This is a genomic window from Brevundimonas sp. AVps5 (assembly GCF_058681515.1).
This window is the reverse complement of record NZ_CM178740.1, coordinates 1,800,429-1,813,388: the sequence shown is the minus strand read 5'-3', so window position 1 is coordinate 1,813,388 and position 12,960 is coordinate 1,800,429. Positions and strand designations below refer to the sequence as shown.

11 protein-coding genes are annotated in these 12,960 nt (G+C 66.6%); 6 read left to right on the top strand and 5 right to left on the bottom strand.

Annotation, left to right across the window (positions count from 1 at the left end; translation table 11 throughout):
• Positions 1-18: 18 nt before the first annotated feature.
• The 5 genes from ACW18A_RS09315 to gcvA all read right to left on the bottom strand — a co-directional run bounded on the left by ACW18A_RS09315 (position 19) and on the right by gcvA (position 6,595).
• Positions 19-1,578 carry a TolC family protein gene (locus ACW18A_RS09315; RefSeq protein ID WP_492021450.1) on the bottom strand — a complete coding sequence of 520 codons (1,560 nt, stop codon included), beginning with the start codon at positions 1,576-1,578 and terminating at the stop codon, positions 19-21.
• 230 nt (positions 1,579-1,808) lie between these two features.
• Positions 1,809-3,683 carry an adenylyl-sulfate kinase gene (cysC, locus tag ACW18A_RS09310; protein ID WP_492021449.1) on the bottom strand — a complete coding sequence of 625 codons (1,875 nt, stop codon included), beginning with the start codon at positions 3,681-3,683 and terminating at the stop codon, positions 1,809-1,811.
• Positions 3,683-4,648 carry a sulfate adenylyltransferase subunit CysD gene (gene cysD / locus ACW18A_RS09305; protein ID WP_492021448.1) on the bottom strand — a complete coding sequence of 322 codons (966 nt, stop codon included), beginning with the start codon at positions 4,646-4,648 and terminating at the stop codon, positions 3,683-3,685. Before cysD ends, cysC begins: the two co-directional genes overlap by 1 nt.
• A 90-nt stretch (positions 4,649-4,738) precedes the next feature.
• Complete coding sequence (locus ACW18A_RS09300) at positions 4,739-5,557, bottom strand: ferredoxin--NADP reductase (RefSeq protein ID WP_492021447.1); 819 nt, start codon at positions 5,555-5,557, stop codon at positions 4,739-4,741.
• Between the two features lie 108 nt (positions 5,558-5,665).
• On the bottom strand, positions 5,666-6,595 hold the full coding sequence (gcvA, locus tag ACW18A_RS09295) for a transcriptional regulator GcvA (protein WP_492021446.1): 930 nt from the start codon (positions 6,593-6,595) through the stop codon (positions 5,666-5,668).
• Positions 6,596-6,707: 112 nt separating this feature from the next.
• Here gcvA and cysG point away from each other — a divergent pair, with 112 nt between their 5' ends.
• From cysG to ACW18A_RS09265, 6 genes are all read left to right on the top strand, one after another.
• Positions 6,708-8,072 (top strand): siroheme synthase CysG, encoded by a 1,365-nt coding sequence (cysG, locus tag ACW18A_RS09290; RefSeq protein WP_492021445.1) that lies wholly within the window; start codon positions 6,708-6,710, stop codon positions 8,070-8,072.
• Positions 8,069-8,338, top strand: a complete 270-nt coding sequence (locus tag ACW18A_RS09285) for a DUF2849 domain-containing protein (protein ID WP_492021444.1) — start codon at positions 8,069-8,071, stop codon at positions 8,336-8,338. Before cysG ends, ACW18A_RS09285 begins: the two co-directional genes overlap by 4 nt.
• The gene (locus ACW18A_RS09280) at positions 8,338-10,005 is read left to right on the top strand and encodes a nitrite/sulfite reductase (protein ID WP_492021443.1); all 1,668 of its coding nucleotides are present in this window, start codon (positions 8,338-8,340) and stop codon (positions 10,003-10,005) included. Before ACW18A_RS09285 ends, ACW18A_RS09280 begins: the two co-directional genes overlap by 1 nt.
• On the top strand, positions 9,947-11,110 hold the full coding sequence (locus tag ACW18A_RS09275) for a phosphoadenylyl-sulfate reductase (RefSeq protein WP_492021442.1): 1,164 nt from the start codon (positions 9,947-9,949) through the stop codon (positions 11,108-11,110). The genes ACW18A_RS09280 and ACW18A_RS09275 overlap by 59 nt, the downstream gene beginning before the upstream one ends.
• A gap of 81 nt (positions 11,111-11,191) precedes the next feature.
• Positions 11,192-12,163, top strand: a complete 972-nt coding sequence (locus ACW18A_RS09270; protein WP_492021441.1) for a cysteine synthase A — start codon at positions 11,192-11,194, stop codon at positions 12,161-12,163.
• Positions 12,163-12,939, top strand: a complete 777-nt coding sequence (locus ACW18A_RS09265) for a sulfite exporter TauE/SafE family protein (RefSeq protein WP_492021440.1) — start codon at positions 12,163-12,165, stop codon at positions 12,937-12,939. The genes ACW18A_RS09270 and ACW18A_RS09265 overlap by 1 nt, the downstream gene beginning before the upstream one ends.
• The last annotated feature ends 21 nt before the right edge of the window (positions 12,940-12,960 follow it).

The following is a 12,960-nucleotide window of genomic DNA, read 5'->3' as shown; positions in this document are numbered from 1 at the left end:
TGTCTCTGCGGCTCACGCTCACGAGCGGCCTCCGTGATTGCTGTGATCGGGAGCCGAGGCGGGCGGAGGCGCAGCAACGGGTTCGGCACCATGCCGGGAATGGTCCATGCCTTCCATCGCGCCGCCCGTTGGCGGCGTCAGGATGTCCGACACGCTCGGGGTCGGCTCGCTGGCCTGGCGCTCGCTCGGCAGACGCGCGCCCACCACCCGCATCAGATCGACCCGCGCCAGCCAGTAGTCACGTACGGCCTCCAGATAGCTCTGCCAGGCGTCATATTCCTCGGTCTTGGCCCGGATCAGGTCGAAGACACCGATGAGCATATAGTTCTGTTCCTCCTGGCTGCGCGCCACAACGGTCTCTCGCTGGGGCACCAGGGCCTCGCGGTGGATGCGAACGATGTCGCTCATGACCCGCACCCGTTCCGCGCCCGCCTCGACTGCATTGGCGGAACTCAACTCGATCCGCGCCAGACGCGCGCGTGCGATTTGAAGCTGGGCCTGCGCCCGCGCCACCCGCGCCTGGCCCTGGTTGAAGATCGGCAGTTCCAGATCGAGCGTCGGTCCGTTGTTCCGCGCGCCGTCGATCTCCTCCTCGCGTTCATAGCCGATGCCGGTGTCGCCCAGCAGGCGGAAGGCGCGGGTAACGCCGGCGGCACTGGCGCTGATCTCGGCCTCACGGCGCGCGGCCAGAAGGGTCAGGCTGCTCTCGGCCGCCATGCGCCGGAGGTCCGCGGGATCGTCCTCGGCCGCGACCGGCAGGGGCAGCGTCGTCGTGGCCTGCCAGTCGGCCTCGGGGCCGGTCAGGCCGATCAATGTGGTCAGGTCCAGCCTCGCCATGCGGGCGTCCACCGCCGCTCGTGCGGCGTCGATCCGCGCCTCGCTGGCGGCGGCCTGTTCGCGGCTCAACTGAAGTTCTGAGATGTTGCCCGCGTTGAAATAGCGCTGCGCCAGATCGGCCGAAGCATCCAGCCCTTCGGCGACGGCCGCACGCATCCCGGCGACCTGCCGGGCGGCGACATGGGCATACCACGCGGCCTCGACCTCGAGGCTGACCTCCATGACCGCAGAGGCGATCTGATAGCGCGCCCGCTCATGCTCCGCGCGCGCCAGCCGAACCCGCGACGGCAGCACCAGCAGATCGACGAGGGGCATGGCCAGGCCGTAGGAAAGTTGCGATCCGGGCCCATCTTCGAGCGCCAGCCGCGAGGCGCTGAGACGCGGATTGGCGACCTGCACCGCTTCCAGAATGTCGGCGCGGGCCAGCCCCAGTTCGCCGTACTGCTCCTGAAGCCGGGGGCTGCGCACCATCGCCATCTGCACGGCCCGGTCCACGGTCATGGGCTCAGCCAGCCAGGCCTGAACCGTCGCCTCGTCCCCGGCTACACCGTTGGTCTCCCAACCCAGGGCGGGCGCACCGCGATCGATCAGCAGCTGGTTGATCTCTGCCGTGTCCTCGGTCGGATCAACGGTGGCGCAGGCGGCGAGGGTCGCCATGAGACCAAATGCCAGGATCGAACGCAGGGCTGCACGGCAACGCGGCGGCGTCCTGTCGGCCAGACGAATTATCAAAGTGGACATGGGCCTCGATCGAAAGCAGGTCTTGCCCTCGATACGCGGACGGGCGCGTCACCCCTCACCGCTTCTCTGCGACGAGCCGTCACAACTGCATGGTCCGGCGGCGCAGCGCATTCCCGATGGTGTTGTCAGGACAGGAGTCGCAGCCTCTGCTGAGGCCCAATTCAGAGGCACCGACCGGTCGTGTCCCATCGCGCGGTGTAACTGCGGTGGGGTGATCATCGCGTCGGTCGTCAGATGGCACCGATCCAACGACGTTCCTCAAGCAATCCGAGAATGCGCTGAGCGGCCGCTTCGGGGGACAGGCTCATCGTATCGACTACCAATTCCGGATGGCGCGGCGATTCATAGGCCGAGCCCACGCCTGTAAGATCGACGATCTGGCCGGCGTCAGACCGGGCGTAGAGTCCTTTCGGGTCTCGCGCTCTGCAGGCGTCGATCGGCGCGTCCACGAAGATTTCGAGGAAGGCCCCGGCCGGGAACCGCTCCCTCGCCGCCTGACGGGCGGCTTCGCTGGGCGAGATGAAGGCGCAGATGCTGATCACGCCCCCATCTGCAAACAACCTGGCCACTTCGGCGGCCCGGCGCATATTTTCGGCGCGGTCCTTTGGCGAGAAGCCCAGATCTCGATTGAGGCCGTGACGCAGGTTGTCGCCGTCGAGCAGGATTGTACGAACCCCGCGGGCATGAAGTTCCCGCTCCAGTGCGGCGGCGATCGTCGACTTCCCTGATCCTGAAAGGCCGGTCATCCAGATCGCGCCGCTCTCGTGCCCGTTCAACTGCGAGCGCTCGCGCCGGGAAACGACCTTGGCTGTCGGGTAGATGTTGCGCGACTGATCCAGGGCCTTCTCAGCCACGCCGGCGGCGACAACTGCGCCGGTGTCGCGGTCGATCAGGACGAAGCTGCCGAGAGCCGGGTTGTCCGCGAAAGAATCGAACGCGACCGGTGAAGACAGGCTGACGGCCGCGCGGGCGATGTCGTTGGGCGCGAGGGTCGCGGCTTCGCCCACCTCTGTGTCGATGAGCGCGACGCGCACAGGCCCCGTCCTGGATCCGATCCGGATGCGCAACGCCCGGTCGGGCGAGAAGGGCGTATCGTCCATCCAGAGAAGGCTGGCCGAAAAACGCTCGACGGTCGCGGGCCGCGCGAATGGCAAGGCGAAGACGTCGCCCCGGGTGATGTCGACATCTTCCTTGAGGACGAGTGTAACCGCGTCACCCGCCTCCGCCGAGGTCAGATCGCCGTCCCAGGTCACGATGCGCGAAACGGTCGCCGTGCTTCCCGATGGGCTGATGACGATCTGATCGCCTGCCCGAATCCGGCCCGAGGCTACGGTTCCGGCGTACCCGCGGAAGCTCTGGTCACGCCGGTTGACGTACTGGACGATGAAGCGGAAGGGGCGCGCGGACCGTCCGTCCTCCACCGGGAGGCTCTCCAGCGCCTCCATCAGTGTGGGTCCAGCGAACCAGCTCAAGGCCAGGCTTGGTTCAACGATGTTTTCGCCGTCCCGGGCGCTGATCGGGACGGTGATGACCGAGCGGAATGCGAGGCCCGCTGCGAAGGCGGCATAGGCGGCCTCGATCTGCCGGAAAACCTCGGGATCGTGATTGACCAGGTCGATCTTGTTCACAGCCAGGATCACATGGCGGATCCCGAACAGGGAGACGATGCGGCTGTGTCGCTCGGTCTGGGCGGTGATGCCCCGTGTGGCGTCGACAAGGATGACCGCCGCATCGGCGCCGGACGCGCCGGTGGCCATGTTTCGGGTGTACTGTTCGTGCCCCGGCGTGTCGGCGACGATGAAGTTGCGCCGTGCGGTCGAGAAATAGCGATGGGCGACATCAATGGTGATGCCCTGTTCCCGTTCAGCCTCCAGGCCGTCCAGCAGGAGCGCGAAGTCCAGATTCTCACCCGTGGTCCCGAAGCGGGTGCTGTCGCGTTTGAGCGTCACCAGCTGGTCGTCGGCGATCTGGCCCGTGTCATGAAGCAGCCGGCCGATCAGAGTGGACTTGCCGTCATCGACGGAGCCGCAGGTCAGGAACCGCAGATGATCGCGAAGAGGGCGATCGGGCTGGATGCGGCGAAGGGTTAAAAGCTCGCCGTCCATCAGAAATATCCCTCGCGCTTCTTGCGCTCCATTGAGGCCGTCTCGTCGGCGTCGATCAGTCGGCCCTGGCGTTCCGAGCTGCGGGTAGACCTCAGCTCGGCGATCACGTCATCAATGTCTTCGGCGTCCGATTCCACAGCAGCGGAAAGTGGATAGCAGCCGAGCGAGCGGAACCTGACGGACCGGGTTTCAAGCACTTCGCCTTCGGCCAGTTCAAGCCGGTCGTCGTCGCGAACGATCAGCGAGCCTCCGCGAACCACAACCGGACGAGGGGCGGCGAAATAGAGCGGCACGACCGGGATGCCCTGCTGGCGCGTGTATTCCCAGATGTCGAGTTCGGTCCAGTTCGACAGCGGGAAGACCCGCAAGGATTCACCCGGCATCAGGCTGGAATTCCAGAGCGTCCAGAGCTCCGGTTTCTGCCGGCGAGGGTCCCAGGTGTGGCCCGGCCCGCGCACGGAGAAGATGCGCTCCTTGGCGCGACTCTTCTCTTCATCGCGCCGGGCACCGCCGAAGGCGACGTCGAAGCCATGCAGGCCGAGCGCCTGTTTGAGCGCGTCGGTCTTCATGACCTGAGTGTGCACCGACGAGCCCGACGCCAGGGGCGAGATGCCCCGTTTCACCCCGTCCTCGTTGATGTGCACGATGATCCGGACGCCGTAGGTTTCAGCCACCGTGTCGCGATGGATGATCATGTCCCGGAACTTCCAGGTCGTATCGATGTGCAGGAGAGGGAAGGGTGGCGGAGCCGGGTAGAAGGCCTTCGCGGCCAGATGCAGCAGGACGCCGGAGTCCTTGCCGATCGAGTAGAGCATGACCGGATTTCGCGCAGTCGCCGCGACTTCCCGGAAGATCTCGATCGCCTCGGCTTCAAGTCGGCGGAGGTGCGGCGACAGTTGTCCCCGCGCCTGCAAGGGGGCTGGCGGCGTGTCGGTCAGTCGGACAAGCGAGGGGGTCAAGGTCATCGGCTTCTCGAAGGTGCGCCCAACTCAAGCCCGCGCCGACCGTTTGGGTCGAACGATATGAACTGGATGGGCTGGATAGTTTTTCTGCGGTCAGCCGACGAAGGCGCGTTCGAGCACGAAATGGGCCGGGGCCGCGTTCGAGCCTTCCTTCAGGCCGGCGCTTTGGAAGCGGGCGGCGACGTCCCGGATCATGGCGGTCGAGCCGCAGAGCATGGCGCGATCCACCGACGGGTCGAAGCCGGCAGAGATGCCGAGGTCCTCGAAGAAGGTGCCGCTGTCGATCCGGTCCGTGATCCGGCCGGTCCGGATGAACGGTTCACGCGTGACTGTGGGATAGTAGAGCAGGCGACCACGAGCCAGGTCGCCGACGAGCGGATCGTCATAGATTTCCTGTGTGAGGAACCGGCGGTAGGCGAGGTCCCGGGCTTCGCGCACCGTGTGGGTCACGATCACATCATCGAACCTTTCCCAGGTGTCGGGGTCCCGCAGCACGCTGAGCCAGGGTGACAGCCCGGTGCCGCTGGCGATCAGATAGAGACGGGTGCCACCGGTCAGGGCGTCCAGCACCAGAGTGCCGGTCGGCTTCCTGCCCAGCAGCACCCGGTCGCCAGGGTTGAGGAGGCCCAGACGTGAGGTGAGAGGGCCGTCCGGGACCTGGATCGAGAAGAACTCCAGCTCGTCGGACCACGTCGGACTGGCGATCGAATAGGCGCGCAGCGTCGGCTTTCCACCCGGCTGCTCTGCGGGAAGACCGATCATGACGAACTCGCCTGACCGGAACCGGAAGCCTTCCGGCCTTTCGATCGCGAAACTGAAGAGCCGGTCGGTCCAGCGTTTCGTCCAGAGGATCGGCTGGTCGTGCCAAGCCGCGGAAACGGCCGGTCGTTCGAGAGTGGCGAGGTCGGTCATGCGGGCCTCCGGAAAACAGGCCTGCCTGTTAGGAGACGGTCACGACCTGGCGCGAACGACTTCTTCTAATCCTCCGGATCAGAAAATCTGCTGCGACGCCGGTCCCGGCTAGAGCTGGTCCAGCCCGCTGTCGTGGAAGGCCGCCTGTTTCTTCAGCCAGCCGGTGAAGGCCTGGGCGCTCGACGACAGGGGGCGCGTCTTCGGATACACCACGTGATAGGCGAAGTCGACGACCGCCCCGCCGTCGTGGAAGGGTGCGATGAGCCGTCCCGCTGCCAGGTCCGCCTGAGCCAGGGTCCGCTTGGCCAGGGCCACGCCGCGCCCGGCGATGGCCGCCTCGATCACAAGGGCGGACTGGTTGAAGCGGGACCCGCGACGCGGGTCGCCGTGCTTCACTCCCCGGGCCATCAACCACATGGGCCAGTCGGGACGGCTGGCATCTCCGTCGTTGGACAGATCGTGCAAGAGAACATGTCCGCCGAGATCGGCCGGGACCCGGATCGGGTTCGCGCCCTGCATGAGCGCAGGAGCGCAGACCGGCAGGACGGTCTCGATCAGCAGCCTGTCCGAGACATGGCCGGCGTAGTCACCGGCTCCGTAACGGATCGCCAGATCCGTCGCGCCGTGATCGAAGGCGACCGGTTCCATGTCGGCCGAGACCCAGACCTCGATGTCCGGGTGGACCCGGTGGAAATCGTCCATCCGCGGCATCAGCCACTTGGATGCGAACGAAGGGGTGACGCTGATGGAGACTTGGCGCCGGCGCGGCGGTTCGCGCATCAGGGTCGAGGCATCCTTCAACCGGTCAAGCCCCTCCGCGACGAGCGGCGCGGCCGAACGCCCCAGGTCGGTGAGCTGCAGGCCCTTGGTCTCACGCTTGAACAGCGGAGCGCGAATGATCTCCTCCAGCTGGCGGATTTGCTGGCTGACGGCGCCGGGGGTGACGGCCAGTTCGTCGGCCGCACGCGAGAAGCTGAGATGGCGCGAGGCGCTCTCGAACGCACGAAGGGCGTTCAGCGGGAGGACGGTGCGGGTCATCCTTGATAGAAATCCTATCAGCCACCCAAAGACAATATCGTTTGTTGGCGAATGGTCCCGCTCGTAGGCGTCGGTTCGAAAGCCTGGCCATAGGAGCGCCAGGACTGGTCCGATGCGCGTCTTCCTTGCTTCCATCCCCCTGCCCGGTGCGACCGTCGTCATCGTGGGCGAAGGATCGGCCGCGGCTGCAAAGGCGCGGCTGTTCGATGGCTCCGGCGCCGACGTCCGGTGGTTTGCCGGCCCGACTGCGCCGGTTGATACGGCCATCGGGCGCTGGCCGACCGAGTCGGACCTGAACGGCGTTCGACTGGTCTTCATCGCCGTCGCCGATAGCGACCTGCGCGATCAGGTGGCGGCCTGGGGCAGGGCCAGCGGTGCACAGGTGAACGTGGTCGACCAGCCCGCGCTTAGCGACTTCCATACCCCGGCGTTGATCGACCGCGACGGCGTGGTCGTCGGCATCGCCACCGGGGGTGTTGCCCCAGTCCTGGCCCGCGAGGTCCGGTCTCGCGTCGAGGCCGCCCTGCCGGCCGGCCTCGATCGATTGGCACAACTGGCCCAGGATCTGCGCCAGACCGTCATTGCCACCCTGCCTGACTTCACCGCGCGCCGCCGGTTCTGGGAAACGGCCTTCCGCGGACCCGCCAGCGCTCTCGCAGTCGAGGGCAGAACAGCCGAAGCGCGTCGGCATATGCTTCGTCTGCTCAACACCGGGACCACGCCGCCGGGCGTGGTGCACCTCGTCGGCGCCGGGCCGGGAGATCCGGAGCTGCTGACGCTGAAGGCGCTCCGCGCGCTTCAGGACGCCGACGTTATCGTGCATGACCGCCTCGTGCCGACGGCCATCCTCGATCGCGGCCGTCGCGACGCGCACCGGATCTATGTCGGCAAGCATCGCAAGGACCACTCCGTCCCGCAGGCCGAGATCGCCGCCCTCCTGATCGCCGAGGCGCGCAAGGGTCATCGGGTGGTCCGGCTCAAGGGCGGCGACCCCTTCGTCTTCGGGCGAGGAGGCGAGGAGCTGGAAGCGGTTCGGGCAGCGGGTGTCGACGTCATCGTGGTGCCGGGCATCACCGCTGCGCTTGGATGCGCCGCCGCCGCCGGTATTCCCCTGACCTACCGCGAGCAGGCCCAGGCGGTGACCTTCGTCACAGCCGAGACCCGCTCGGGCGGCGCGTCTGCGGACTGGTCAGCGCTGTCGGCGCCCAACCATACCCTGGCGGTCTACATGGGCGTCTCGGGAGCCCAGGACGTGCAGGACCGTCTGATCTCGGGCGGGCGTGATCCGCAAACGCCGGTCGCCGTGATCGAGAATGGATCCCGACCCAACCAGAGGACCTTTACCGGCCGGCTTGAAAACCTGGCCGATCTGGTCCGGCGGGAAGCCATCGCCAGTCCGGCCCTCCTCGTGGTCGGCGAGGTCGCGGCCTGGACCGAGGCCTCCGGTCGGCGTCAGTCCGATGAGATCGCGGCATGAAGGTCCTGACTGCAAACCGTCTGTCGGACGGGCGGGTCATCTACCTCGGCGTCGCGGGGCGTCCGGTTTCGAGCCTTCGTCAGGCCGCCCGGTTCGCCGGGGAAACGTCTGAACGCGCTCTTGAGCGCGCGCTTCTCGAGCCGGGAGTGTTTGTCGGGCCCTATCTGGTCGAGGTTGAGGTCCACGGCCCGTCCGGCCGGGACCGGCTCAAGGAGACCATTCGCGCCCAAGGGCCGACCGTTGGTCACAGTCTGGATCACGCCTGATGTATCGCTACGACGAGTTCGACTCAGCCATTGTCCGTGACCGGATCACCGAATTCAGCGACCAGGTCGCCCGCCGTGTGTCCGGTGCCTTGACCGAGGACGAGTTCAAGCCGCTGCGCCTGATGAACGGCGTCTATCTGCAGCTCCACGCCTACATGCTCCGCGTCGCCGTTCCCTACGGCACCATGGATGGCCGCCAGCTTCATTGTCTGGCCCACATCGCCCGGACCTACGACAAGGGCTACGGCCATTTCACGACCCGGACGAACATCCAGTACAACTGGCCCGCCCTGAGCGATATTCCCGCGCTACTCACCGATCTTTCCGAGGTCGAGATGCACGCGATCCAGACCTCGGGAAACTGCATCCGCAACGTCACGACCGATGTCTTCGCCGGCTGCGCCGACGACGAAATCGAGGATCCGCGCCCCTGGTGCGAGATCCTGCGCCAATGGTCGACGATCCATCCCGAGTTTTCCTTCCTGCCGCGCAAGTTCAAGATCGCCGTGATCGGCGCCGCCAAGGACCGCGCGGCCATCCGGACCCACGACATCGGACTACAGATCGTGCGCGGAGATGCCGGACGGACCGCTTTCCGCGTCTTCGTCGGGGGCGGGCAGGGGCGCCTGCCTCACATCGCCCAGGAGATCGCGCCGGCCGTCCCTGCCGAGGATCTGCTGGCCTATCTGACGGCCATCCTGCGGGCGTGGAACCTGCTGGGGCGTCGCGACAACATCCATAAGGCCCGGATCAAGATCCTGGTCGCCTCGCTCGGCATCGACGCCTTCCGTGAAGAAGTCGATCGCCACTTCGCCACCCTGAAGCGGGAGGACCTGCGCATCCCTGAGGAAGAGGTGGCTCGTATCCGGGCGTACTTTGCTCCTCCGGCTTTTGAGCTCCTTCCCAAGGCCAGCGACGCTTTCGACGGTCTTGTTCTGGCCAACCGCCAGTTCAGCCGGTTCGCGCGCAACAATGTGCGACGCCACAGGCAGTCCGGCTACGCGGCGGTGATCATTTCCCTCAAGCCCCGCGGCGGGGTGCCCGGCGACATTTCGGCCGACCAGATGGATGCGGTCGCCGATCTGGCGACCCGGTACTCGTTCGACGAAGTCCGGGCCGCCTATGAACAGAACCTGGTCCTGCCGCACGTGAAACTCGACGACGTCCCCGAACTCTGGCAGCGGCTGTCCGAGCTTGGCCTGGCGACGCCCAACGCCGATCTGGTCACCGACATCATCGCCTGCCCGGGGCTGGACTACTGCAGCCTCGCCAACGCCCGCTCGATCCCGGTCGCGCAGGCCCTGTCCGAGCGTCTTGCCGACCTCGACTTCCAGGACGAGCTGGGTGCGATCCGCGTCAACATGAGCGGCTGCATCAACGCCTGTGGGCATCACCACGTGGGCCACATCGGCGTTCTCGGCGTCGATCGAAAGGGTGAGGAATACTACCAGATCACCCTGGGCGGTTCGCCGGACGAGACGGCGGCCCTCGGCGAGATCGTCGGACGAAGCCTGCCGGCCGACGAAGTGGCGCCTGCGGTCGAGCGCGCGCTGAGGCGATATCTGGAGATTCGCGAGGACGGTGAGGGATTCCTCGCTGCCGTGCGTCGTGCTGGTGTCGGGCCATTCCGCGACGCGATCTATGAGACCGTCGATGCAGTGGCTTGATGAAGCGCCGGAGGGCCTGCGGCTGCCGGTAAGCAGTTCGCTGGACGAGGTGGAGGCGGCCGCCGCCACCGCCGAGGTCATCATCCTTGAGTTCGATGCCTTTCGGGACGGGCGGGGGTTTTCGTTGGCATCGGTGCTGCGCGAACGCGGCTTCGGCGGCCAGTTGATCGCTGACGGACGCCTTATCCCCGACCAGGCGCGCCATCTTCGCCGTACCGGCTTTGACGGCGTGGTCGTCGGCGCGAACGCCGACGTGGAGGCCTGGCGTCGCATCGACGGGGTGTTCAGCGCCGTCTATCAGCCGGCGGCCACACGCGAGCTTCCGATCTGGCGACGTCGCCGGCCGGCCGCGCCTGCCGCGTCGGTCCCCCCGTCTGAACCGCTCCGCGCACCTCGGCGCGTGAGCGCCATGGTAACCGACGACTTCAACAAGCGCGTTCGCGAAGACCGCGCGGATAACATTCTGTGGATCGCTCTCAAGGACAATCAGGGCCTGCGCCCGGCCGTCCTGTCATCGTTCGGAGCCGAGTCCGCCGTTCTCCTGTCTCTGGTCGCCCGGATCGACCCGACGACGCCGATCGTTTTCATCGATACCGGCATGCATTTCATGCAGACCTTGTCCTATCGCGACCTCCTGGCCCATCACTTCGGCCTGACCGACATCCGCATCGTGACGCCGTTCAAGGACGAACTGGAAGAGTCCGATCCGGCCGAAGCGCTCTGGAAGGTCGACACGGACGCCTGCTGCGATGTTCGAAAAGTTCGCCCTCTTGATCGAGCCCTGGCCGACATCGATCTCGTAATCACTGGCAGGAAGCGTCACCAGACCGCTGATCGCGCTGACATGAAGCCATTCGAGTTGTTTGAAGGCCGGGTGCGCGCCAATCCTCTGGTGAGCTGGTCTTCCGGGCAGATCGAGGAACGGTTCGTGGCCGAGGCGCTGCCCCGCCATCCCCTCAGCCTCAACGGCTACCCGTCCATAGGCTGTTGGCCCTGTACCCGACCGATAGAAGCGACCGACGCGGCCCGCGACGGTCGCTGGTCCGGCGCCGCAAAAACTGAGTGCGGCATTCATCTCGTGCGTCAGGCAAAGTTCGCCGGCTGATCCGGCCGACAACCCGAATTCAAGAGTACTCCCGTGACGTCTCAACGTTCAGTTCTCGACCTGATCGGTCGAACACCGCTCATGCGCCTCAACCGGCTGTCCGAAGAGACGGGCTGCGAGATCCTCGGCAAGGCCGAGTTCCTGAATCCCGGCCAGTCCATCAAGGACCGGGCCGCGCTCTCCATCATCCAGCGCGCACGAGCGTCTGGCGAGTTGCGACCGGGCGGGACCATCGTGGAGGGCACGGCGGGCAACACCGGCATTGGCCTGAGCCTGGTCGGTGCGGCGCTCGGCCATCCGGCGGTCATCGTCATGCCGCGAACCCAGTCCGAGGAGAAGAAGCAGGTGCTGCGGGCCGTCGGCGCCCGGCTCGTCGAGGTCGATGCCGCGCCCTTTTCGAGCCCGAGCCATTTCGTGCACCATTCGGCCAGGCTTGCGAAGGAACTCAACGCCTCCCTGCCTGCCGGAGCCTTCTGGTCCAATCAGTTCGACAACCTGTCGAACCGGGCGGCTCACTATGAGGGCACGGGGCCGGAGATCTGGGAGCAGACCGGCGGAAAGGTCGATGCCTTCGTCAGCGTCGTCGGCTCTGGCGGCACGCTGTCCGGCGTCGGCGGCTTCCTCAAGGAACGCAACCCGGCGATCCGGACCGCACTCGCCGATCCGGCCGGTGCGTCGCTGTTCAACTGGTTTACCAAGGGCGAAATGACGTCCGAAGGGACCTCGATCACCGAGGGCATCGGCGTTGGTCGCATCACCGGAAATATCGAAGGCTTCACCCCGGACCACGCCTACCGGGTGGAGGACGCAGACTTCCTGCCGCTCCTGTTCGATCTAGTGGCCGATGAGGGTCTTTCGCTCGGCGGCTCCAGCGGCGTGAACCTGGTCGCCGCCGCTCGGCTCGCCCGGGAGCTCGGCCCCGGCAAGACCATCGTGACGGTCCTCTGCGACCCGGGTGCCCGCTACGCCTCACGACTGTTCAATCCCGAGTTTCTGTCTGCGCGAGGCCTGCCGACGCCGCCCTGGCTCAAACCGGCCTCGGGAACCCATTGATGCAGGACTTTCTCCTCTTCGCGCTGGTCGGGTTTGCGGCCCAACTCGTGGACGGTGCCCTCGGCATGGCGTTCGGCGTCATTTCATCGACGCTGTTGCTGAGCCTGGGCACGCCGCCGGCCGCCGCTTCGGCCAGTGTTCATGCGGCCAAGGTGTTCACGGGCACGGCCTCGGGCGTCTCGCACTTCCTCCACGGCAACGTGCGTTGGGTGCTGTTCTGGCCGCTCGCCATCGGGGGCGTGATCGGCGGCGTAGCGGGCGGCATTCTGCTGACCTCCATTGACGGCAAGTTCATCAAACCCTTCGTGCTCGGATGGCTGGCCTTGATGGGCCTGGTGATCCTGTTCCGGGCCTCAAGGGAGATCCGCCTCCGCCTGGTGCGGCCTCCGGGCGCGGCCCCGCTCGGCGTGCTCGGCGGCTTCCTGGACGCGCTCGGAGGAGGGGGCTGGGGCCCCACGGTCACCACCACCCTGGTCGGAGTGGGCGAGCCGCCCCGTCAGGCCGTGGGCACTGCGAACGCCGCTGAGGCTGTCGTCGCGATCGCCGTTTCAACCACCTTCCTGACGGCGCTGCTGACCGGCCACTGGGGCGAGATGGAGGATCTGCAGCGCTACGGAACCTCCGTCGCCGGCCTGATCTGTGGCGGCGTGCTGGCGGCACCCCTGGCGGCACGTGTCGCCAGGATCCTGCCCGTCCGGCCGTTCGCTCAGGCCATCGGCCTTCTGATCCTGATCCTGGCGGCGTTTCAGCTCGCGGGCCCTATGCTTGGCCACTGAGAAAGCGCTCCAACTCTCCTC